Source organism: Hyphomonas johnsonii MHS-2 (assembly GCF_000685275.1).
GTDB classification, from domain to species: domain Bacteria; phylum Pseudomonadota; class Alphaproteobacteria; order Caulobacterales; family Hyphomonadaceae; genus Hyphomonas; species Hyphomonas johnsonii.
In genome coordinates this window covers 13,185-36,961 of the sequence record NZ_ARYK01000003.1, presented here as the reverse complement: position 1 = coordinate 36,961, position 23,777 = coordinate 13,185, and the positions used below count along the sequence as shown (strand labels likewise).

The following is a 23,777-nucleotide window of genomic DNA, read 5'->3' as shown; positions in this document are numbered from 1 at the left end:
TCCTGCCCTGTGTATAACTCGCCAGCCCTTACCGGCCCATGAATTGCCGCACAGCGTCTGCGGACAGGGTAAACTTGGCAAACGACCAGTCCTTGTCCTTGCTCAGCATACCCAGCGTTGCGATCAGCACCTTGCGCGCGTCGCTATGGCTGGCCAGCCATGCTTCGGTACCGCCATTCGCCAGGGCGTCCTGCGCGGCACTCGCCTGCAGGCGCACCAGTTCGCTGACAAGGCGGCGTCCGGCAACCCGGTCCCAGAAGCCCGATTTGGCCAGGCCTTCGCGGGCACTGGAGCGCAACCGGTCGAGCCGGAGAGAGTCGCCGATCCCGTAGAAGCAGGCCCCGGCATCCGGCACGGCAACGCCGGCATCCTGCGCCAGTTCGACCACCACCAGTCCTTGCGAGAAATGGCTCATGGCCGCGGCCCAGCGGGCAAGCGCTTCCGGTGTTCCGCGTTTCACCAGTATCCGGGCCGCACGTTCGATCCGGGCCGCCGGGAAAGGTGAATGGATCTGCGCAAGGGCTGCCTTGAATTCATTGAGCGGCGCATGGGTCAGTTCCACCGCCTCGCCAACGCGCCGTTTCGGCATCTCGTGCACGAACCAGCTGGCGGCCTCGCTCATGGCGTGGGCAGCCTGCATCCGCAGGTCCATCTGGACGTCCGCCGGCACCTTGTTGTCCAGCGCGTCGACCTCGCGGCGGAACGCATCGAAGTCGAGCACGGCACGGGCCGCTTCCAGCCCGCGCACCACGGCCGCATTGTCGTTGCCGGTCAGTTCGCGCAGCCGCTGCAGGGGAACAGGCCCCGCCATGTCGAGCGTCCGGTTGGCAATGACAGTGGCAATGATTTCCCGTTTCAGCCGGTGGTTCGAGATCGCCGTGTCGAACGAATTGATTGGTACCGGGAAATAATCCTTCGCCACGTCGGCGAAATACGGATCGTCCGGAATATCGGACACGATGATGTCGTCGAACAGCGTGATCTTCGACCAGGCGAGGATGACTGCAAGTTCCGGACGGGTCAGGAACTGGCCATGTTCATGGCGCACCCGCATCTGCGCGGATGACGGCAGGCCTTCCAGTTCCCGGTTCAGAACCCCGCGGTCCTCCAGATAGACCATCAGCCGTTCAAGCGCTTCATGATCGCCAGCGGCATTCGTCGCGGCCAGCGACAGCGCAGCCGTCTGGTCGTAATTGTGGCGCAGCACATGCGCGGCCACATCGTCGGTCATTCCGGCCAGGAGTACGTTCCGGTCCTTGGCTTTCAGGGCCTTCAGGCGGATTGCTTCAGCCGCGAGAATCTTGATGTTGACTTCATGGTCCGAACTGTCGACGCCGGCCGAGTTGTCGATGGCATCCGTATTGATCCGGCCACCGGCCAGGGCAAACTCGATCCGGGCCGCCTGGGTCATGCCGAGATTTGCGCCCTCCCCGACGACTTTGGCCTTCAGGTCGCCGCCATTGACGCGGATGGCATCATTGGCCCGGTCGCCTGCATCCGCATGCGATTCAAAAGAGGCTTTCACGTAAGTGCCGATACCGCCGAACCACAGGAGGTCCGTCTGCGCCTTGAGCAGGGCGTGGATAAGTTCATCCGGGGTCACCACATCCTTGGAAAGCCCCGTCAGCGCTTTCGCTGCATCACTGAGCGTGATCGACTTCGCTGCGCGTTCGAACACGCCGCCACCGGATGAAATCAGCTTGGCATCATAATCTGCCCAGCTCGATCCGGGCAGGTCAAACAGACGCTGGCGTTCCGCCAGGTTCTTCTTCGGATCGACGGGGTCCGGATCAAGGAAGATGTGCATATGGTTGAATGCACCCAGCAGCCGGATTTCCGGCGACAGCAACATGCCGTTCCCGAACACGTCACCACTCATGTCGCCGACACCGATCACGGTGAAAGGTTCGGTCTGTATGTCTTTCCCGACTTCGCGGAAGTGGCGCTTGACCGCTTCCCAGGCACCGCGGGCGGTAATCCCCATCTTCTTGTGGTCATACCCGGCCGATCCGCCCGACGCGAAGGCATCTCCGAGCCAGAATCCGTGCGCTTCGCTGATTGCGTTCGCCGTGTCGGAGAACGTCGCCGTCCCCTTGTCGGCGGCCACGACCAGGTAGGGGTCTTCGCCGTCCCAGATAACCGTGCCGTCCGGATGCAGCACGTGCGCTCCATCGAGATTGTCGGTCAGCTCAAGCAATGCAGTGATGAACTGCTTGTAGGCATCACGGCCACTTTCAAACCACGCCTTGCGGTCCGAACGGTCTGCCAGCTGTTTCGGGAAGAAACCGCCCTTCGAGCCGACCGGCACGATGACAGCGTTCTTGACCTGCTGCGCCTTGACCAGGCCCAGCACTTCCGTCCGGTAGTCGGTCGCCCGGTCCGACCAGCGCAACCCGCCGCGCGCCACAGGGCCGAAGCGCAGGTGCACGCCGTCCACTTCCGGGCTCGACAGGAAAATTTCGCGGAACGGCTTGGGCTCCGGCAATTCTTCCAGCTCCCGGCTCGCGACCTTGAAGCTGATGAAAGGCTTCAGCGCGCCGTTCTTTCCGGTCTGATAGAAGTTCGTCCGCTGGATGGCGATGATCAGGTCGGCAAAGCGCTGGAGCGTCTGGTCTTCTGCGAGCGACGACACGTCTCGCAAGGCCACGTCGATTTCCTTGCGCAGGGCTGCACAGGCAGCCTGCCGCTGGTCCAGGGCCAGGCCCTGTGCCGGATCGAACCGTGCCGCGAACAGGTCAAGCAGCAGCCGCGCAATATGCGGGTGTGCCGACAGGGCGCGTTCCTGCACGACCTGGGGTTGGTCGAGTCCGCTCTGGCGGCGATAGGCGGCCAGCGCACGCATCAGCGCCGCTTCGCGCCAGCTTGCGCCCGCTGTCAGTACCAGACGGTTGAACCCGTCATTCTCCGCACGGCCGCTCCACACTGCAACGAACGCATCCTCAAAACCGCGCGCCAGCCTGTCGAGTTCGATCGGACTGCCATCAGCGGTGCGCATGTAGAGCGAGTGGATCCAGTAGGTCTCCGGCGCATCCGACACCGGCTTTTCCGACGGACGCACCGGGTATCCGGTCTCGTAATTCACGAACAGGCCCATGTTCTCGAACACCGGCACACATCGCGACAGCGGGATCGCACCGTCGCGGGCATAGATCTTGATCCGCACCTTGCTTGGATCATCGGCTTCGAAACGGAAGGCGCGCGCCAGGATCGGCACGCCGGAATTCAGCTCCGCCATCGTGGTGACATCGCGCAGAGCCTCGTCCGGCGGGAAGGCCTCGCGATAGGCCGCGTTGAACGCGCCGACAAAGGCGCGGGCGCCGTCCCTGTGCTCGGGATCGAGATCGCTCGCAAGCAGCGCTTGGCGGAAGCCCTGGTCCCAGGTGCGGGCAAGTTCGGTGATTTCACGTTCGAGTGCCACAGCATCGGGTTTGGGATGGCCACGCTCGAGTGCGATCTCGAAATGCACGCGGGCAAGCGGCCCGGAATCGAAATAGGGCTGGAACTTCACGAGCTTGCCGGCATAGGCGCGCGTCAACACCTCCGCCATGCGCAACCGCAGCGTCGTGTCATAGGCTTCGCGCGGCACGAACACGATGGCCGACACGAACCGGTCGAACTGGTCACGGCGCAGGAACAGGCGTGTACGCGGTCGGCCGACCAGGTGCAGCGCCCCGATCATGATCGGAGTCAGGACACGCGAATTGGTCTGGAACAGTTCATCGCGCGGCCAGGTCTCCAGCAGGTTCGCTATGGTCTTTTCCGTATGGCCGCCCGGCGTCGCGCCCGTCGCCTCGATGACCGTTTTCACCCGGCGGCGAACGAACGGAATGGAGCGGGCCGTTTCGTCATAGGCTTCGGCTGTAAACAGGCCAAGGAAACGGACCTCGCCATTCACCTTGCCGGCTGCGTCATATTTCTTGATGCCGATATAGTCGCATTTGACCCGGCGATGGACCCGGCTCTCAAGCGTCGATTTCGCCACGAGCATGGGGAACGGCTCGGCCAGCAGGTCGCTGATCTCCGGTGTCAGGACAAGCGGCTCGCTGTCACGCGACAGCACGTTGAGCGCCTCGTCCCGCAAGATGCCGAGGTTCGAGCCTTCAACCATGATGGGCTCTTCGGGCAGCACCCTGCCCGCCGCGTCGGTTTCGAACTTGTATTCGCGACAGCCGAGAAACACGAAATGCTCTTCCAGCAGCCATTCAAGGAAGGCGATCGTCTCGTCCTTGTCGGAGGCGGAATGGGTCGGCAGGCCGGCAATGCATTTGATCTCGGCCTGCATCCGTTCGCGCATCGGGATGAAGTCGTTCACCACCTGGCGTGTGTCTTCCAGGGTCTTGCGGACGCCGTCCGCCAGCCGGGTTGCTTCCTTTGGCGTCATCAGCGGCAAGTGGATCTGGATAACCGACACAAGACGCCCGTCCGGGAATTTCACGATTGGGTGAAACAGGGCCTTCACTTCCAGCCCCTCGGACGCGCATTCCCCCAGAAGTGAATCGACCAGGAACGGCATGTCCGGCCCTGTCGTTTCCAGGACCGACCGGTTGAGCGCGCCCTTGGCGCCTTCAGCCACCGGCACGACACGCACCCCCTGCGTGCCAGCCTCGATCCCGCTGGCCCAGGCCCACAGGTCGGTGGACAGCTTTTTCAGGTCGGCGGGCGTGAGACCCGTAAGGTCCTCGTTGTTCGATTCCAGGTCGATCTGCTTCAGCAGTTGCTGAAGCGGATCAGCGTCAGTCATTGTTGGGGACATCATTAGCGCTCATGTGGCGATTGGTGGGCATCCATCCGGTCTACTGTGAGCCGCGCAGACCATCAATGAGTATGATTCAACTGGAACCAAATGCCGCTCTTTCAGAAAGAGACGGGCCCGTCGAACGGGGACATGTCCGACGGGCCCTACAGGCGATCCGCAGGCTGGGTGGGGGGACGCACGCGGAGGCCTGATCTTGATAAGTGCAACATATGCACGAAGCGGGAAATGTCACCTATGCCATGTGCTAATAGCACAGAGCCAAAGGTTGAATATAACAGTGTCGCCCGGCTCGTTGTCACTCGGTTGCCTTACGACATCCCTTTTTGCCACGATCTTTGGCAGTTTAACCTGCGACTACTTGCCCCCCCTTGCCCTGCGGGTTTCCATCGGCTGACAGAAGGATCGCTATCCAGCGCGTCCCTTCCGACTGGGCAAACAGTATCATCATCAGCACTGTCAGTGGCGCGGACAGGAACATGCCGGGAATGCCCCACAAAACACCCCAGATTGCGAGTGCCAGCAACACAACCAGTGCGGACAGGTTGAGCGACTCGCCCATCATCCGCGGCTGCAGGAAATTGCCGATTGAGAACTGCCAGAAACTGACAGCTGCAAAAACAATCGCTGCGTAGATGTAGACATCCTGCGGTGACGCGCCCGGAACCCATGCCGGGATGTCGGGCTGAACGAGCGCGAAAAGTGGTGGCACGAGGGCTGCCGCAATCGACCCCACGGTCGGAATATAGTTCAGGACAAAGATCAATGCCGACAGGAACAGGGCATTCTTCACGCCCAGCACCAGAAGCGACACATAGGTCAGTACGGTGATCAGCGCCGAAATGACGGTCTGGGTCCACAGGTAGGTCTCGATACCGCGGCGTGCATCGGCCCCGATCACCTTGACCTGCTCGCGGCGCGTCGGGTCCGGGAAGATGTTGTCGAGCTTCCGCGTCCATCCGGACTGCGCCAGGAACAGGAAGGCGACATAGATGAAGATCAGCATCAGGTCGCCCGACAAGTCGCCGGTCGCGTTGGCGATGGTCGCGAAGAACCGCTGCCCCCCCTCATTGAACAGGAGGTGCGTCAGCGTCGGGGCGTTTTCCATGTTCACGACGCCGTAAGCGTCCTGGATCAGGCCGTTGATCTTGATCTCGTAGTCGGCCGCATCACGCCCGAATTGTGACATGCCGTTTGCCATCAATGCGATGAAGCCGATAAATCCACCCAGAACGGTCAGGATCGCGACGATGCGGGCCACGCCCCGCTGCAACCATCCCGCCCAATTGTCGATGACCGTGGCAAATCCCTCGATGATCAGGAACAGGAACACCGCCATCGCAAAGGTCGCAAGGATACCCCGGCCGACATACAGGAATGCGATAATGACACCCGTCGCGATGATCCAGATACCTGTCTTTGATGCGCGATCCATCGTGTTCCCCCGAGTATTTGCTGGAGGTTGTAAGCAGCCACGCCCTTCGTCAAGCGCCTTCGCGCCCGATTTTTTCGTGGCAGTCCGCCCCCTTGCCGAATCCTGCGAAACCACTAGCGTCCTGCCCTCATTGCGGGAGGCTCGGACAGGATGACGGATTCACTTTTTATCGGCGGCGCGGACGCTGACGGGTCTGGCACGCCGAATGTCGCCCAGGAACTCCTGCTGAAAGTGGCGAACCGGCACGGCCTGGTCGCCGGCGCGACCGGAACGGGCAAGACGGTCACCTTGCAGATCCTGGCGCAGGGCTTTTCGGACGCTGGAGTCCCGGTCTTCTGCGCCGACGTCAAGGGCGACCTGTCCGGCATTTGCGTGCCCGGCAGCGCCGACCACAAGCTGCATGACAAGCTCGTCGCTCGCGCAGAATTGATCGGCCTGGAGAATTACAGCTACGCAGCCGCCCCGGCGATCTTCTGGGACGTCTTCGGCGAGAACGGCCATCCGGTCCGCGCCACCATTTCGGAAATGGGGCCCCTGCTCCTCTCGCGCCTGATGGGACTCACCGATGCGCAGGAGGGCGTGCTCAACATCGCGTTCGAATACGCCGACGACCACAATCTCCTGCTGCTCGACCTCAAGGACCTGCGCAAGCTGCTGAACCACCTCGCCCAGAAAGACGTGCGCGACGAGATCAGCCGGGAATATGGCAATGTCGCATCCGCCTCGCTCGGTGCGGTCCAGCGCAACCTCCTCGTGCTCGAACGGGAAGGCGCCGACCATTTCTTCGGCGAACCCGCGCTCGACCTGTCCGACATGATGCGCACGACGCTCGACGGGCGCGGCTATATCAACGTGCTCGACGCAACGCGCCTGATCAACAGTCCGAAGCTCTATTCGACATTCCTGCTCTGGCTCCTGTCGGAACTGTTCGAGCGCCTGCCGGAAATCGGCAACCCGGAGAAGCCCAAGCTCGTCTTCTTCTTCGACGAGGCCCACCTCCTGTTTGATGACGCCCCGGCCGCACTGCTCCAGAAAATCGAACAGGTCGTCCGCCTGATCCGGTCGAAGGGCGTCGGCGTCTTCTTCGTCACGCAAAACCCGCGCGACCTGCCGGAAGGCGTGCTTGCCCAGCTGGGCAACCGGATGCAGCACGCCCTGCGGGCCTATACGCCGGCCGAGCGCAAGGGCGTCCGCGCCGCGGCCGAATCCTTCCGCGAAAACCCCCGTTTCGATACCGGCGAGGTCATCACCCAGCTCGGCACCGGCGAAGCCCTCGTCTCGACCCTCGACGCCAAGAGCGCGCCCAGCGTGGTCCAGCGCACCATGATCCGGCCTCCGTCCTCGCGCCTCGGACCAGCCACGAACGCTGAACGGGCCGCCGTCCAGGCCGAGAGTCCTGTCGCCGGCAAGTATGAAACGGTGATCGACCGGGAATCGGCCTATGAGATCCTTGAGGCGAAGGAAGCCGAAGCGACCGAGGAAGCCGAACGGCTCGCAGCCAGGGAATCCAAGGCGAAAGCAGCCCTCAACAAGAAGAAGACCCGCGCCAAGTCGACCCGGTCGCGGCGCCAGACCCCGCTCGAGGCAGCAGGCAAGCAGGCGGCCCGCACCGCCACCCGTGAATTCACCCGTTACATCCTGCGGGGTATCCTTGGCGGCATGAAGCGTTAGGCGCCTGGCCCGGCGCACATGAATTCCCCGTTACTCCGCAGATTTCCTTAAGGTCAGGACTCGCAGGTGACGCCCGCGTCACCTATAGTCATTAAAGAACAACCGAACTCACAGGGAGGCTCAGGCCTATGAAAGACTATCTCAAATTCTACATCAACGGTGAGTGGGTCGATCCGGTCGAGCCGCGCACGCTGGACGTCGAGAATCCCGCAACCGAAGAACCCTTCGCGCGCATCTCGCTCGGCTCGAAAGCTGACGTTGACAAGGCCGTTGCGGCTGCCAAGGCAGCCTTTCCGTCCTTCTCGCAAACCACCCCGGAATACCGCGCTGACCTGCTCGACAAGATCACCGCCGGTATCCAGAAGCGCATCCCCGATCTGGCCAGCGCCATTTCCGATGAAATGGGCGCCCCGATGTGGCTCGCAAACGCTGCGCAGGTTCCGGCCGGCATGGGCCACTTTGCGACTGCCGCCGCAATCCTTCGCAATTTCAAATGGGAAGAGCTGAAAGGCACGACCATGCTGCGCAAGGAGCCGATCGGCGTCTGTGGCTTCATCACGCCATGGAACTGGCCGCTCAACCAGATTGCCTGCAAGGTAGCACCGGCCCTCGCTGCGGGTTGCACCATGGTCCTCAAGCCGTCCGAAATCGCACCGCTCGACGCGCTGATCTTCGCAGAAATCCTGCATGAAGCCGGCGTGCCCAAGGGCGTGTTCAACCTCGTCAATGGCGACGGCCCAAGCGTCGGCGCCGTTCTTTCGGCACATCCTGATGTCGACATGATGAGCTTCACCGGTTCGACCCGCGCCGGCGTCCTTGTCGCGCAGGCCGCTGCCCCGACCGTCAAGCGCGTTGCCCAGGAACTCGGTGGCAAGTCACCGAACATCGTCCTGCCAACGGCTGACCTCGAGAAAGCCGTCTCTGGCGGCGTGCGTCAGATGATGACCAATACCGGCCAGTCCTGTAACGCGCCCTCGCGCATGTTTGTCCAGAAGGGCCAGCAGGACCAGGCGATTGCCATCGCAAAGGCAGCTGCCGAGTCCGTCAAGGTGATGATGCCCGGCGAAGCGACCCCCGGCTCCATCGGTCCGATCTCGAACGGCAACCAGTACCAGAAGGTACAGGACCTGATCGAAACCGGCATCAAGGAAGGCGCAACGCTCGTTGCAGGCGGCCCCGGCCGTCCGGAAGGCTTCAACAAGGGCTATTTCGCCCGTCCGACGGTCTTCGCCAACGTCACCAACCAGATGACCATCGCGCGCGAGGAAATCTTCGGCCCCGTGCTCTGCATCCTGCCATATGACACGCTCGAAGATGCCATCGAGATGGCCAATGACACGGTCTACGGTCTCGCAGGTTATGTTCAGGGCCCGGAAAAAGAAGCCCACGAAGTGGCCAATCGCATCCGCGCCGGCCAGATCACCGTCAATGGTGCCGGTCCTGACTTCTCGGCACCGTTCGGCGGCTACGGCCAGTCCGGCAATGGCCGCGAATGGGGCGAGCTCGGCTTCGAGGAATTCCTCGAGACGAAGGCAGTCATCGGCTACAAGGCCGCCTGAAGCAGCGCATCAGGCCTGTAACATCCACAAGGGGCGGCCCGCCGGGTCGCCCCTTTTTTTGGGCCCGCACCTAAGGTGCGTTGCCAATCCGGAAGATGTCACCCACCAGGGTGACGATGTAGAGATTGCCGTCATTGTCCTCGCCAAAACTTGAAATGCTGGACAGCGTACCGGCATCGGGCCGCAGGGCATCATTCAGGCGAAGGAACGTACCGGCCGACACCGTCTGGCCGACGACCAGGTTGTCGACCGGGATCGCCCACACATTACCGCTGACAAAATCCGCAAACACATAGGAATCCTTGATCGTCTCGACATTGCCGCGATGGACGTATCCGCCGATGATCGACTCGCCCGCGGCCGGCCCGCTGCCATGAGCATATTCTGCAACCGGATCAGTCAGGCCAGGCTGGTCTGGCCCTTCAAAATCCTGCGTACCTTCCTGGATGTCCCAGCCGAAATTCGTGCCGGCATCCGTCATGCGCAGGCGGTCCACTTCTTCAATGGCGCCTTGTCCGACATCGCCGATCAGCAGGTCACCGGTGACTGGATCGAAGCTGCACCGGAACGGGTTGCGCACGCCAAGGGCAAATATTTCTTCCCGCCCGCTCGCGGCGTCGAATGCATTGCCCGGCGGGATCGCGTAGTCACGTTCCGGGTCTGCCGGGAAGGCGTCGCCAGTGACGTCGATCCTCAGGATCTTGCCGAGCAGGGAGTTCGGGTTCTGCGCATTCTGGCTGGGATCCCCCCCACCGCCGCCGTCGCCGGTGGGCACGAACAGCAGGCCATCGGCCGCAAAACCGATCCAGCCGCCATTATGGTTCGACTGCGGCTGGTCGAAGGTCAGGACCACGTCAGACGTCGCAGGATCGGCCTGGACATTGGATCCGGAAAACATCGTGTAGCGCCGGATTTCGGTATCGCCGGAATTGTTCGTCATGTTGATGTAGAAGGTCCGGTCGGTTGCGAAGTCGGGTGAAAATGCAAGGCCCAGCAGCCCGCCCTCCCCGGCCGCCGTCGTGTCAGCCGACACATCGAGGAAGTCGACCGGATCGATTGCACCGGTCGCAGGATCCAGCAGGCGAACCCGCCCGCCTTTCTCCAGTACCAGCACACGTGAACTGCCCGGAAGTCCGACAAGGTAGAGCGGCTGGGTAAACCCGGTGCCGACCCGCGTCAGCGTCATGTCCTCGACGACATTGCTGACCGTGATGCTGAGCGCCAACTGCGCCATCAGGCCGCCGGGGTCGCGGGCTTCCAGCGTCACGTCATATATATTGTCACCATTGGCATCCGCCGGGGTTTCGAAATCGAGCGGTGTCGCAGCCCGGATCGTCCGCGAGGGGATGTCGATATCGAACGCCCCTTCGTCGCCGCCGGGCACCACCGACACGGTCAGCGTGTCACCGTCCGGGTCCGATACGGCCCAGGTGTAGACAGTTCCAGTCGTATTTTCCGCGACGGTCACCTGCGCCGGCGACGTAAAGGCCGGTGCCCGGTTCGCAGCGGGTGGTGGAGGCGGCGGGGGCGGGCTTGGGCTGTCGCTGCCACCGCTGCAGGCGGCAAGCCCGATGGCCGGCAGGATTGACCGGGCCATCGCGGACACGTTCACATTGATGTGCATGGCCTTATCGCTCCAGATGATTATTACTGTACAGACCGTCACAACAACGTAGCGCGCCCGGTTTCGTCTGTCAGATGACAAATGGTAGAACTGGAACGCACCAGTTCAACTGGCGTTCAGACTGAACGCTACTAAATATATAAAAGTCGACGCCACCCGGAGGTATGCTCAATGGCAAAACTGAACCTGGCTGCAGGCCTTGCAGCACTTTTCCTGCTCGGAGCCTGCACAACCGCAACCCCGTATCAGGCCGCGATGGACACTGATCGCGGGTATTCCGAACAGCAGATCGAATCGAACCGTTTTCAGGTCCAGTTTGCTGGCAACAGCCTGACTGACCGCAAGACAGTCGAAACCTACATGCTCTACCGCGCCGCCGAACTGACCAAGGAGAACGGGTTCGACAATTTCCGCGTTGTCCAGCGGACAACCGACTCCAAGAGCCGCGCTATCCCGGTCGGATCCGGCTATTCGCCCTTCTACGACCACTTCGCCCTCGACTACCGGTATTTCGGTCCGCGGGCGGGTTACTTCTACGACCCCTACCGCCGCTGGGCCTATCCGCGCTCGTTCTACGCATCCCGGTTCGGCTATTATGATCCCTTCTGGGATGGCCCACAGGAATATCGTGAAGTGACGAGCTATGTCGCATCCGCCGAGATCGTGATGAGCAAGGGCGAGAAGCCTGACGATCCGGCCTATTTCGACGCCGATCAGGTGATCTTCAATCTTGGGACCCAGATCCAGCGACCTGAATCCTGAATCGCCTTGCCAACAGAACGCCGCCCCGCCCGGGCGGCGTTTTTGCAACAATCGGATTTAATGCCAACCGGCCCCTAGGCAAGGCCCCATGCTTGCCCCAGATAGGCTCCCTCCCCATCCGCACCTGACAGGAGAGGCGGGCTCATGGCCGACACCGAACCCACCGCGATTCCACCATCAGGTGTCCTGCCCGTGGCAAAGCGCCCCGTTCCCGGCCGAAGCGAACTCGTCGTCATGATCGCCGGCCTGATGGCGCTCAATGCCTTCGGCATCGACATCATGCTGCCCGCGCTTAACGAAATTGCCCATGCGGTGGGCCTGACCGCGCCCGGCATGGAAAGCGACAACCGCCAGCAGATGATCATCTTCTCCTACGTGCTCGGCTTTGGCGCACCGCAAATCATCTGGGGGCCCGTCTCCGACCGGTTTGGTCGCCGCGGTCCCCTCTTCGTCGCCCTTGTCGGCTATAGCATCACCGCCCTGGCTTGCATCGTGATGCGCGACTTCATGGCCCTGCTGATCATGCGTTTCCTGCAAGGCGTGTTTGCTTCCGGCGGCCGGCTCGTCGCCGTGTCGGTCGTACGAGACCTGTTTGCCGGTCGCCAGATGGCGCGGTTCATGTCGCTCGTGATGACCATCTTCATGGTCGTCCCCATCCTCGCGCCGGGGATTGGCCAGATCGTGCTGCTCGTTGCGCCATGGGAGGCCATCTTCGTCGTCCTCGCCGCGTTCGGCATCGTGATGCTCATCTGGACATGGTACCGCCTGCCCGAGACGCTTCCGGAAGACGCCCGGCAGCCGCTCAATCTCGGCGCCGCCCTCGGTGCCTATGAGCAGATCATCAAGTCACGCGTCACGTTCGGCTACATGTGCGCTTCCGGCGTCATCTTCGGCGCCCTGTTCTCGTTCATCGCCTCGTCGGAACAGATCTTCCGCGAGGTCTTCGGACAGAAGGAAACCTTTGCGCTCTGGTTTGCTGGCGTCGCCGGCACGCTCGCCTGCGCCAATTTCCTGAACTCCCGCATCGTCGAAAAGGTCGGCATGCGCCGCATCAGCCATACCGCGCTGCTGGTCTTTACCATCATGTCGGCGATCCTGGCTGTGGTCACCCATTTCACGACCGACAATCTCTATGTCTTCTTCCCGATCTTCGCGCTCTGCTTTGGCTGCTTTGGCTTGATGGGATCGAATTTCAGTGCACTGGCCATGGAACCGCTCGGCAAGATCGCTGGCACGGCGTCTGCGGCCCTTGGCTTTGCCACGACCACGGTTTCCAGCCTGATCGCCATGGCCATTGCCAACCAGTATAACGGAACAACGGTCCCGATCATGCTGGGCTTTGTCAGCCTCGGCGTCATATCTCTGGTCATCATCCTGATCACCGAAAAGGGCAAGCTGTTCAGTTCACGTTGACCCGGCGGCGCGGTTTGGCGCCCGTTTCGCGCACCTTGGCCAATGGGCGCACCTGACGCTCGAGGTGTTCGATGATCATGCCGGCGATGTCCTTTCCGGTCGCGCCTTCGATCCCCTGCAGGCCGGGCGAGGAATTGACCTCCAGCACTTTCGGGCCGTCATCGGTCTGCAACAGGTCCACCCCTGCCACACGCAGGCCCAGCACTTTCGCCGCCTCACGCGCGATATCCCGTTCGGCCCGCGTCAGCTTCACCGCGGTTGCCGTTCCGCCGCGATGCAGGTTGGACCGGAACTCCCCCTTGGCCGCCTGGCGCTTCATGCCGCCAACCACCTTGTTGCCGATGACGAAACAGCGCGTGTCGGCGCCTGCCGCCTCGTTGATGAACTCCTGCACCAGGAAGTTCGCCTCAAGGCCACGGAAGGCATCGACAAGGCTTTCGGCCGCCTTGCGCGTCTCGGCCAGCACCACGCCCTTGCCCTGCGTCGACGACAGCAGCTTGACCACGACCGGCGCCCCGCCGGCGAGCGAGATCAGGTCTTTAGTGTCCTTCGGGCTGTGCGCAAAGGCGGTGATTGGCATGCCGATCTTGGCCCGCGCCAGCAACTGGTGCGCCAACAGCTTGTCACGCGAGCGTCCGATCGCCCCTGCCCCGTTCAGGCAGAACGCACCGGTATTGGTGAACTGGCGCAGCACGGCCATGCCGTAATCGGTGATCGATGCACCGATGCGCGGGATCACGGCATCGAACCGGGCCAGTGCCTTGCCGTCATAATGCACTTCGGGGTCCAGCGTGCCGATCTGCATGTAGCAGCGCGCCGTATCGATCATCTCCATGACGTGGCCGCGCGCCTCGGCAGCTTCCACCAGGCGTCTGGAGGAATAATTGTTCGGCTCGCGCGTCAGCAGGGCGATCCGCAGGGGCCGCTTCACCGGCGTCCGCTTCGGCAGGCCATTATAGCGCGCATAGTCCAGCAAGGGCTGGCTGAACGAGGCGTTCGGATTGACGATCATGTCGGGCTGGATGGCGCCGCGGCCAAACAGCATCCGGTAGGTCATGTTCTCGCGGTTCGTCAGGGTCAGCTGGATCGGCCAGCGTCGCCCGCCCATCTCCGCCTCGGTCTCGATCACGTAGCGCAGTTCGGTGTCGCCGTTCGAGCTCGTCACTTCGCGCCGGTCGATTACCCGCGCCGAACAGGTGATTTCGAGGTTCGGGTCTGCCGGGTCCGGCTGGATCAGGAAGCGCACCTGCGGCTTGGTGTTCGGCCCGAACGGCTCGATCACGCTGGCATGCAGCGCCGAGGTTTTCGCGCCGGTATCAACCTTGGCCTTGATGGCAGGCAGGCCGAGGTCCGGCAGCGCCAGCCACTCTTCCCAACCGAGTTCAAACTGTCCCATGGCGGTTCCCGATCAGGCTGGATTGTAAGTGATCGCCGCCCTTAAACGCCTTGTCCCGGCCCCGCAAGAAGAAGAAAGCTGTAAGCCTATGTCGTCGCCAGCCAGGCCTTCTCGACCACTTTCACCACGTCGCCCATGATGCCGGTGATCTTGAAATCCTTCGGTGTGTAGATGCGGGCCACGCCCATCTGGCGCAGGGCGCGCGCGTCCTCCGGCGGGATGATGCCGCCCACCACCAGCGGCACATTTTCAAGCCCCGCCTTGCGCATCTCGGCAATCGTCTCGCGCACCAAGTCCAGATGGCTGCCGGACAGGATCGACAGGCCAATCACGTGCGCGTTGGCCTCTTTCGCCTGTGCGGCAATCTCGGCTGGCGTAAACCGGATGCCCTCATAGACGACATCCATGCCTACTTCCCGCCCCCGCGCCGCAATCTGTTCGGCACCATTGGAATGCCCGTCGAGGCCGGGCTTGCCCAGCACATAGGTCAGGCGCCGGCCCAGCGCATCAGACACCCGGTCGACCTCGGCCTTCACCGCGTCGATTTCCTCGTCGCCGCCGCCGCTGATAACCATGGCCACGCCTGTCGGTGCGCGGAATTCGCCGAACACTTCGCGCATCGCCGTGCCCCATTCGCCGGTCGTCACCCCCGCCTTGGCGCAGGCAATCGACGGCTCCATGATGTTCACCGAACTCGCTGCCGCCGCCTTCAGGTTCGCCAGCGCCGCCTCGACCGCCGCATTGTCCCGTTTCGCCCGCCACGCCTTCAGGTCGCGCACCTGGGCGGCCTCTTCGGCCGGGTCGACCGTCATGATCGCGCCATCGCCCGTGCCCAGCGGGCTTTCCTCGGTCGAGGTATACTTGTTCACGCCGACAACGCTCAGGGCTCCGCTTTCGATCGCCTTGATCCGGTCGATATGCGCGCCGACCAGACTCTCTTTCATATGGCCAATGGCATTGGTTGCCCCGCCCAGCGCGTCGATCTCGGCGAGAGTCGCCCGCGCCTTGTCTTTCAACTCTTCGGTCTTGCCGTCGATGACATGGCTGCCGTCGAAAATGTCCTCGAATTCCAGCAGGTCGGTTTCATAGGCCAAAATCTGTTGCAGGCGCAGGCTCCATTGCTGGTCCCACGGGCGCGGCAGGCCCATCGCCTCGTTCCACGCCGGCAATTGCAGCGCGCGGCAGCGAGCCCGCTTCGAGAGGGTCACGGCCAGTGCCTCGATCAGGATGCGATAGACATTGTTTTCTGGCTGCGGCTCGGTCAGGCCCAGCGAGTTCACCTGCACGCCATAACGGAACAGCAGCGCCTTCGGGTCGGTCACGCCATAGCGTTCGCGGCCGATCTCTTCCCACAGGTCGACGAACGCCCGCATTTTGCAAAGTTCCGTAACGAAACGCACACCCGCATTCACGAAGAACGAAATGCGCCCGAACACGGTTTCAAAGTCTGATTCCGGAACTTGTCCGCCCGCCTTCACGCGGTCCAGCACGGCAATCGCGGTTGCCAACGCATAAGCCAGCTCCTGTTCGGGGGTCGCACCGGCTTCCTGCAGGTGGTAGGAGCAGACATTCATCGGGTTCCATTTCGGAACTTCGGTATAGCACCAGCTAACCATGTCCGAGATCAACCGCATCGACGGTTCCGGCGGGAACACATAGGTGCCGCGCGACAGGTATTCCTTGACGATGTCGTTCTGCGTCGTGCCGCGCAGCTTGTGCCGGTCGTCTCCGCGCTCGTCAGCCAGCGCCACATACATGGCCAGCATCCAGGCCGCCGGCGCATTGATCGTCATCGACGTGTTCATCTCTTCCAGCGGCAACTGGTCGAACAGCAGGGCCATGTCGCCCATATGCTTGACCGGTACGCCCACCTTGCCGACTTCGCCGCGCGCCAGGATATGGTCGGCGTCATAGGCCGTCTGCGTCGGCAGGTCGAAGGCGATGGAGAGGCCTGTCTGCCCCTTGGCCAGGTTTCCGCGGTACAGTTCGTTGGACTTCTGCGCTGTCGAATGGCCGGCATAGGTGCGGAAAATCCACGGTCTGTCCGGCGCGTGCTGGATGGGTCGGTCTGTGTCGGCCATGCCGGGAGGTCCCCTTTTATTGTTGCGGCGCAACATGCCGCGCGACGCGGCCCAGCGCAAGCGCCGCCGCGCGCCCTTGTGTTGACGCATTGGTATGGCCACATCGGAACGGACCCACCACACCTTCACTCCACCCCGCGGACCCCGCCTTGCCCTCAGCGACTTCCCCCCTCCAGACCGCACTTACCTTGCGCCTCGCCGGCCTGCTCGCCTTTCCGTTCGGCGTGTTCCTGGTGGCCGTGATGCAGCGCAGCCCCCTGATGGTGGCGGTGCTCGCGGCCGGCATGATCGGTGTCAGCCTGGTCGAACGGCTGCGCCTTGCCAGCCTGGCCGGCGCGCCGGCCCCTGTCGCCCTTGCGCCGCTCCTGCCCGGGTTTGCGGTGCGCCTCGGCGGCCTTGCAGGCCTGTTCATCATCCTGCTTGGCATCCTTGCCCTGTTTCGCGACACCTCGCTCGCGCGCGGCTTGGGCCTTGAAGATGCAGCTATTTTCTTCGGAATCAGCGGTTTCGCCCTGGCCGTCAACGCGATCAGCGCCCGCATCGCGACAACCGAGATGAGCGGCGTCCTGTCCAGCCTGAACGCATCGTTCCGTAACAGCGGTCCTGCTTCAGGCATTGCAGATGGCGAGATTATCGAAGGTGAATTCTACGATCCGGAAACCGATCCGAACTCGCCTCCTCGCCGCTGACTGCGACCAGCAGCATCGCCACCCCCAGGGCCTCTTCAAATGACTGAATATATTGGATTTTTTGCGGCCATCCTGACGACAATCTCGTTCGTTCCGCAGGCCGTGCACATCCTGCGCACCCGCGAAACCGGCGGCATTTCCCTCGTCATGTACGTTCTGTTCACTTTGGGAATAACGGCCTGGCTGGTCTATGGCCTGCTGCTCGCCAGCCTGCCGATCATCCTGGCCAACGCCGTGACGCTTGGCCTTGCCGGCACCATCCTGACGCTCAAGACCCGCGCCGTCCTGGCAGCGCGTCAGCCCATCGCCCAAGGAGCCACTGCCGCCACGTCCGCGCCCATCGCCTGATAGTACAGCCGCTGGATCTGCCGCGTCACCGGTCCCGGCCGGCCCGTACCGATGGCCTGTCCGTCAATCGCTACGACCGGCGCAATCATCGCGCCCGCAGACGTCGTGAACGCTTCCTTCGCGCTCAGCGCTTCGTCCGGCGTGAAGGCCCGCTCGACAAGATGAAGGCCTGACCCTTCCAGCAAATCGAGCACACCCGCCCGCGTGATCCCCGGCAGGATGGATGGCGACAGGTCCCGCGTCACCAGCTGCCCCTCCCCATTCACGATCCAGGCATTCGCGGATGCCGCCTCCGTCACATGGCCATCTTCCACAAGGAACGCCGTATCGGCCCCTGATTCCCGCGCCGTCCGGTAGGCCAGCGCCTGAGACAGCAACTGTGTGGTTTTCATGTCACGCCGCTTCCAGCGGGAATCGTCAAGGAAGATCGCGCGAATCCCGTCCCGCGCGGCATCGCCGATCAGGCGCCGGGCGTCGGCATAGACAAATACGGTGGGCTGGAATGTCTCCGGGCCGGCAAAGTCCCGCAGGCCATAGGCCCCGGCTGAAACCTGAAGGTAGATCAGGCCCTCGGTCAGGCTGTTGATGGCGATGAGATCGCGGTGAATCTTCGTCCAGCCCTCACCAGACAGGGGATTCGGCACCCCTATTCCTTTCAGGGTCCGATCGAGCCGCGCCATGTGGCCGCCAAAATCGACAAGGTGTCCAGCATAGACCGCCGTTACCTCATATGCAGCGTGCGCAAACAGGAATCCGCGGTCAAACGGTGAAATCCTGGCCGACTCGACATCGCAGAAAGCGTTGCCCAGATAGGCGGTCTTGCAGACAGTCATGGCGCAGCGCGCTCCCTTGGATCTCGTTTGTGCGCTGCAACAATTTTCTTGCACTGGTGCAGTTCACAGGCCAGTGTGGCCGCAATTGGGGGGGCTGTGAAGATGCCATAAAGGCGCTCGGGTCCCCGGTACGACCCCAGGAGGAAGGCAATCCCATGGCTAAAGACAGCCCCGCCCGCAAAATCAAGGACATCTACGAGCTCGGCGAGATACCGCCGGAGTTCCATGTGCCCAAGCTCATGCACGCATGGGCGATCCGCCGCGAGCGCCACGGCCGCCCTTCGACGGCGATGCAACTGGAACAGGTTCCGGTGCCGGAAATCGATTCCGACGAAGTCCTCGTCCTCGTGATGGCGGCTGGCGTGAACTATAACGGCATCTGGGCCGCGCTGGGTGACCCGATTTCCGTGTTCGACGTGCACAAGCAGGACTTCCATGTCGCCGGGTCCGATGCTGCCGGCATCGTCTGGGCGGTCGGCCGCAAGGTCACGCGTGTGAAGCCCGGCGACGAAGTCGTCATCCACTGCAACCAGGACGATGGCGACGACGAGGAATGCAATGGCGGCGACCCGATGTTCTCGCCCTCCCAGCGCATCTGGGGCTATGAGACGCCGGACGGCAGCTTCGCCCAGTTCGCCCGCGTCCAGGCCCGCCAGTGCATGCCCCGCCCGAAGCACCTCACCTGGGAAGAAAGCGCCTGCTACATGCTGACGCTGGCCACCGCCTATCGCATGCTGTTCGGCCACCGCCCGCACATCGTGAAACCAGCCGACAACGTGCTCGTCTGGGGTTCGTCCGGCGGCCTAGGCAGCTTCGGCGTCCAGCTCTGCGCCGTCACCGGGGCGAACGCCATCGGCGTCGTTTCAAGCGACGAGAAGCGCGAACACGTCCTCAGCCTTGGGGCCAAGGGCGTGATCAACCGCAAGGACTTCAATTGCTGGGGCCAGCTGCCCACGGTCAACGGTCCGGAATTCTCCGACTACATGAAGGAATCGCGCAAGTTCGGCAAAGCGATCTGGGACATCACCGGCAAGAAGGATGTCGACATCGTGTTCGAACATCCGGGCGAGAGCACGTTCCCGGTCTCGGTCTTCGTGGTCAAGCGCGGCGGCATGGTGGTCATCTGTGCCGGCACGACCGGCTTCAACCTGACCATGGATGCCCGCTTCCTGTGGATGCGCCAGAAACGCGTTCAGGGCAGCCACTTCGCGCACCTGAAACAGGCAAGCGCCGCCAACGATCTCGTCATCAACCGGCGGATTGACCCTGGCATGTCGGAAGTCTTCACCTGGGATCAGATCCCGGCCGCCCATGACAAGATGCTCGACAACAAGCACCTGCCCGGCAACATGGCCGTCCTCGTCACCAGCCCGAAACCCGGCCTGCGCACGGTAGAAGACGTCCTGGCCGTCAGCGGGCAAACTTAGCCGTTACGACCTCACGAGCAGGCAAAGCCGGCTCCCTTGGGAGCCGGCTTTCCTATAATTGGCCCCGTCTCAGGTCAGGCGGTCAGCGAATGCCTCGCCTTCGCGGGCGCTGCGCCGCTGTCAGGCCGCAGCTTGGGCGACACTTACGAAGCGATCGACCGCGCCTTCCAGCGACCCGCTGACAGGCGTGCCGGTGACAACAATTTCCTTCGCGACTGACTCCAGCCTGAAAGCGGCGTCCGACACGTCCTTGAAGCCCAGGCTGCCGGATGTTCCCGCAACGGAATGTGCAAGGGCCGCAACTGCGCGCGCACGTTCTTCCGGTGCACTGATGCGCAACAGCGCGCCCAACTGGCCGGGAAGGTTGAGGATATCGCGGCGGCAGTCTTCCTTCAGCGCTTCGATCTGCGCATCCGCCGCAGCGGCCCGCTCGGCATCTTCGGTCCCTTTCTTGCGCAACAGCCGGTCGATCAGGCCGTTCAGGCCCACCATGTTGATCGGCTTGGCGAAATGCGCGTCCATGCCGGCCGCGATACATTCTTCCGCCTGGCTGGCCAGCACATTGGCCGTAAGGGCAACGATGGGAAGCCGGGATGCAGGCCCGAGCATTTCACGGATGCGACGCGTCGCAGTCAGACCGTCCATCTCGGGCATCTGCACATCCATCAGGATGATGTCATACAGCGTGCCTTCCAGCAGCGACAGGATCGCCTCGGGCGCAGACGAAAAGCTCGTCACTTCATGGCCGGCATTGCGCAGGCCGACTTCGATCAGGGCCCGGTTCATCTCGACATCGTCGACGACCATCACGCGGGCGGCAGTGGGCGCCCGGCGGTCTTCGACCATGTCCGGTGTCTCGGCACGGCCTGTGCGCCGATCAGGAATGTAAGGCAGGGTGACGATTGCGTTCGTGCCCTCCCCTTCCTCACTGACGATCTCCAGATCACCATCCATCAGCAATGCCAGCGACCGGCTGATCGACAGGCCGAGGCCGGAGCCGCCGAAACGCCGGGTGATTGTCGAATCGGCCTGCGAAAAGCCGGTAAAGATATGGGCGATCTTGTCGGCTGGAATGCCCGGCCCGGTATCGGCGACAATCATGCAGAGCCGCCCGTCTCTCACCCGCACGTCCAGCCGGACATGACCAGCCTCCGTGAACTTGGCGGCATTGCCGACGATATTGGTGAGAATCTGGCGTACGCGCGTCTCGTCTCCCACCACCGCCGCAGCCACATCAGGCGAAACCTGGCAGGAGATCTTGACGTTCGGGTTTGGCCGCGCCGCCGCGATCAGGCTCACGACATCGTCGATGACCGCGCGAAGATCATAAGGGCGCTTTTCGACATCCATGTGGCCAGCATCGATCTTCGAGAAATCCAGAATATCATTGACGATTTCGAGCAGCGTGCGGCCCGCAGATGAAATCCGCTGCACATAGGTCAGCTGGTCATCCGTCAGCGCCGTTGTCTTCAGGATGTCGGTAAACCCGAGAACACCGTTCAGGGGTGTACGGATTTCATGGCTCATGTTGGACAGGAATTCCGTGCGGGCGACAGTTGCCAATTCAGCTTCCAGGCGCGCTTCGGCGAGCGCTTTCTCGCGCTCATGGCGCTCGCTGACATCGCGATAGGTCGACACAACTTCAACCGCATTTCCGTCGGCGTCAGAAATGATCTGCGGCTTGCCTTCCAGCCAGACGATCGAACCGTCAGCGAGACGCACCCTGAATTCGCGCTGTACGCTGTGGTCGAATTCCTTGTCCGTGAACAGGTCCTGCGTGATTGCGATCGCGTAGTCGCGGTCTTCAGGGATGACGAAGTCGACCGTCCGCTTGCCAATCGACTCTTCCGGCGACGCGATCACGGAGGCCGAGGGCGATGCGTAATTGATGATGCCATCGAGACCGAACTTGAGAACAATGTCGGTCGAGTGTTCGGCCAGGAGGCGATACTGCTCTTCCTTCGCGGCGAGCGCCGCATAGAGTTCGTGTTCCTGCGTGATATCCTTGAATACGCCGAATATGCTCTCAACCGACCCCGACCGGTTGACTTGGCATTTCGCAATCGACCTCACCCGCCGCCGCTGTCCGTCAGAGCGTCGAATGAGGGTCGCCTCGAAGTCCCAGTCCTCCCCGGTTGCCATATGGCGATCAATCATGTCCGAAACCCATTCGCGATCCTCCGGAGCAAAGAAATCCAGCGCAGCTCCCAGCATCGGATCAAACGTTTCAGGCGTCACGCCGTGAATCCGGTAAACTTCCGGCGACCAGTAAATGTCGCCCGTGCCCGCCTCCACCGTCCAGTGGCCGACGTGCAAGATCTCGTCTGCCATTTCGGCCTGGCTGAGAAGCACGTTTTCCCGTGTAGATCGCTCGACAATCCGGCGCCGCGAATTGCGCAGGCGCTGGTTCAGGCGGTTCCGCTCCACAACCGACGCCCCGAGCGTCAGCGCCATGTACGAGTTCGCCGCAAGGAACGCCTGAAGCACCAGCATGTGCTCGACGACACCCCCTGTTGCCAGCATTGTCGGCCCCATTCCGGCATAGGTGAATCCGATGGAGATCGCCGTTACGACAAGCAGCGCAACGGCGGCCCCGCGAACCCCATGGCGAAACGTGAATGGCACGACAACCGGCGGAACGAGGAAGAGCAGCGGAAAGCTCGACTGGGCGAACACGCCAATCGTGACGGCGACAACAAGAAACCCCTCGACCACAGACTTCCAGCTCAGCGCCTGTCCGACATGATCGCGCTTCGCCAACAGCGCCCACAGCAGCGGAGTGAAGAGGAGCAGGCCGAGAATGTCCCCGAAAAACCAGAGAACCGTGTTCTGCAAGGGAAGTGTCGCGCCGGTGATGGCAAGCCCTGCAAGTGCCAGCGGGGTCGAAACACTGCACGCGATCAGGGATGCTGCGCACAGGCGGATGATGCCGGCCTTGCTGGTAATTCTTGGCTTGAAATTCCGGGTCATAATCAGCGCCACGATGAGCACTTCAAGGCTATTCGCGCCGGCCAGGATGACACAGCGCAGCCACGGGTCGCCGATGAGGAAATTGGCCAGCAGGTTGCCGAGGATCAGGCACCCGAACAATGAAGGCCATTCGGCCCTGGGCCACTTCAGGACCACGACCAGCAGGATCGCGTTGACGGGCCAGACGGCTGCAACGTCGCCAGTGCCACGTGTCAGCAGGACCGCACCGGCAGACAATGAACACGAGGCGAGAACCAACAGGGCATGAACAATCCCTGGCCGGCGGATGAAGGCCGAGAGGCGTGCCCCCCCGCTCCGCTCGGCTGCAGCTGGCTCTTCAAGTGTTGACAGAGTCATACATTCAGGTCCTCAAGATCGATTCCTGGAAGACCCTATTCACTATACAATTTACGATATCTTACTCGGGCTGCGTGTGCGCCGCTGCTACCTTGGCGGTTCAAAGGTGCCCCGCGGGCCACCCAGGCCGGACCGGTCAGCCCTTCAGAATCGCGTAAATTTCGTCCTTGAGGACCAGCCGGCGCTTGCGCAATTCCGTCTCGTGCGCGTCCGTGGTCGGCTGGATTCCCGATTCATGACGGTGAATGTGCCGGTTCACATCATGGTATTCATCCGCCAGGCGGGCGAAATGCGGATTGCTGGCCTTCAGCTCATGAATCTTGTCTACCGCGTCAGGAAATTCCTCGGCGAGTTCGTGGGGTGTGTGGGACATTGGCGATGACCTCCTCGTCAAATGGGCTTCTGGCCCGCAAGAGGTCAAATCGCGCGCCCCTTGTCACTAAGGGAGTCTGCGTAGTC

General features: G+C 62.4%; 15 protein-coding genes. 7 read left to right on the top strand and 8 right to left on the bottom strand.

The window, feature by feature from the left end; all coding sequences use genetic code 11:
• Positions 1 to 28: 28 nt before the first annotated feature.
• Positions 29 to 4,741: an NAD-glutamate dehydrogenase gene (locus HJO_RS06915; RefSeq protein ID WP_241764689.1), complete on the bottom strand. Its 4,713-nt coding sequence runs from the start codon at positions 4,739 to 4,741 to the stop codon at positions 29 to 31.
• A gap of 358 nt (positions 4,742 to 5,099) precedes the next feature.
• A complete protein-coding gene (locus HJO_RS06910; RefSeq protein ID WP_035615483.1) occupies positions 5,100 to 6,188 on the bottom strand; it encodes an AI-2E family transporter in 1,089 nt (362 codons plus the stop codon).
• A gap of 150 nt (positions 6,189 to 6,338) precedes the next feature.
• Between HJO_RS06910 and HJO_RS06905 the strand changes: the two genes are divergently transcribed.
• Together HJO_RS06905 and HJO_RS06900 are read left to right on the top strand one after the other, a co-directional pair.
• The gene (locus tag HJO_RS06905) at positions 6,339 to 7,859 is read left to right on the top strand and encodes a helicase HerA-like domain-containing protein (RefSeq protein ID WP_035615481.1); all 1,521 of its coding nucleotides are present in this window, start codon (positions 6,339 to 6,341) and stop codon (positions 7,857 to 7,859) included.
• Between the two features lie 128 nt (positions 7,860 to 7,987).
• Positions 7,988 to 9,418, top strand: coding sequence for an aldehyde dehydrogenase family protein (locus HJO_RS06900; RefSeq protein ID WP_035615479.1), 1,431 nt, complete (start codon positions 7,988 to 7,990; stop codon positions 9,416 to 9,418).
• Positions 9,419 to 9,488: 70 nt separating this feature from the next.
• On the opposite strand, the gene HJO_RS06895 is transcribed toward HJO_RS06900, so the two are convergent.
• Positions 9,489 to 11,042: a PQQ-dependent sugar dehydrogenase gene (locus tag HJO_RS06895; protein ID WP_084141717.1), complete on the bottom strand. Its 1,554-nt coding sequence runs from the start codon at positions 11,040 to 11,042 to the stop codon at positions 9,489 to 9,491.
• Between the two features lie 171 nt (positions 11,043 to 11,213).
• On the opposite strand from HJO_RS06895, the gene HJO_RS06890 reads away from it, so the two are divergent.
• The gene (locus tag HJO_RS06890; RefSeq protein WP_035615477.1) at positions 11,214 to 11,804 is read left to right on the top strand and encodes a CC0125/CC1285 family lipoprotein; all 591 of its coding nucleotides are present in this window, start codon (positions 11,214 to 11,216) and stop codon (positions 11,802 to 11,804) included.
• A 144-nt stretch (positions 11,805 to 11,948) separates the two neighbouring features.
• Positions 11,949 to 13,217 carry a multidrug effflux MFS transporter gene (locus HJO_RS06885; RefSeq protein ID WP_051618371.1) on the top strand — a complete coding sequence of 423 codons (1,269 nt, stop codon included), beginning with the start codon at positions 11,949 to 11,951 and terminating at the stop codon, positions 13,215 to 13,217.
• Here HJO_RS06885 and rimK read toward each other — a convergent pair.
• Complete coding sequence (gene rimK / locus HJO_RS06880; protein WP_035615475.1) at positions 13,204 to 14,613, bottom strand: 30S ribosomal protein S6--L-glutamate ligase; 1,410 nt, start codon at positions 14,611 to 14,613, stop codon at positions 13,204 to 13,206. The genes HJO_RS06885 and rimK overlap by 14 nt on opposite strands.
• Before the next feature lie 86 nt (positions 14,614 to 14,699).
• A complete protein-coding gene (locus HJO_RS06875) occupies positions 14,700 to 16,694 on the bottom strand; it encodes a protein meaA (RefSeq protein ID WP_035615474.1) in 1,995 nt (664 codons plus the stop codon).
• 149 nt (positions 16,695 to 16,843) lie between these two features.
• On the opposite strand from HJO_RS06875, the gene HJO_RS06870 reads away from it, so the two are divergent.
• Positions 16,844 to 17,383, top strand: coding sequence for a hypothetical protein (locus tag HJO_RS06870; protein ID WP_156945459.1), 540 nt, complete (start codon positions 16,844 to 16,846; stop codon positions 17,381 to 17,383).
• Between the two features lie 39 nt (positions 17,384 to 17,422).
• Positions 17,423 to 17,731, top strand: coding sequence for a SemiSWEET transporter (locus HJO_RS06865; protein ID WP_051618370.1), 309 nt, complete (start codon positions 17,423 to 17,425; stop codon positions 17,729 to 17,731).
• On the opposite strand, the gene HJO_RS06860 is transcribed toward HJO_RS06865, so the two are convergent.
• Positions 17,680 to 18,564: an aminotransferase class IV gene (locus tag HJO_RS06860; RefSeq protein WP_035615470.1), complete on the bottom strand. Its 885-nt coding sequence runs from the start codon at positions 18,562 to 18,564 to the stop codon at positions 17,680 to 17,682. The genes HJO_RS06865 and HJO_RS06860 overlap by 52 nt on opposite strands.
• Before the next feature lie 155 nt (positions 18,565 to 18,719).
• Here HJO_RS06860 and ccrA point away from each other — a divergent pair, with 155 nt between their 5' ends.
• Positions 18,720 to 19,991 (top strand): crotonyl-CoA carboxylase/reductase, encoded by a 1,272-nt coding sequence (gene ccrA, locus HJO_RS06855; protein WP_035615468.1) that lies wholly within the window; start codon positions 18,720 to 18,722, stop codon positions 19,989 to 19,991.
• A 120-nt stretch (positions 19,992 to 20,111) separates the two neighbouring features.
• Here ccrA and HJO_RS17625 read toward each other — a convergent pair whose 3' ends face one another.
• Together HJO_RS17625 and HJO_RS06845 are read right to left on the bottom strand one after the other, a co-directional pair.
• Positions 20,112 to 23,318 carry an ATP-binding protein gene (locus tag HJO_RS17625; RefSeq protein WP_084141714.1) on the bottom strand — a complete coding sequence of 1,069 codons (3,207 nt, stop codon included), beginning with the start codon at positions 23,316 to 23,318 and terminating at the stop codon, positions 20,112 to 20,114.
• A 136-nt stretch (positions 23,319 to 23,454) separates the two neighbouring features.
• Positions 23,455 to 23,691 carry an HP1242/YdcH family protein gene (locus HJO_RS06845; RefSeq protein WP_035615466.1) on the bottom strand — a complete coding sequence of 79 codons (237 nt, stop codon included), beginning with the start codon at positions 23,689 to 23,691 and terminating at the stop codon, positions 23,455 to 23,457.
• Between the last annotated feature and the right edge of the window lie 86 nt (positions 23,692 to 23,777).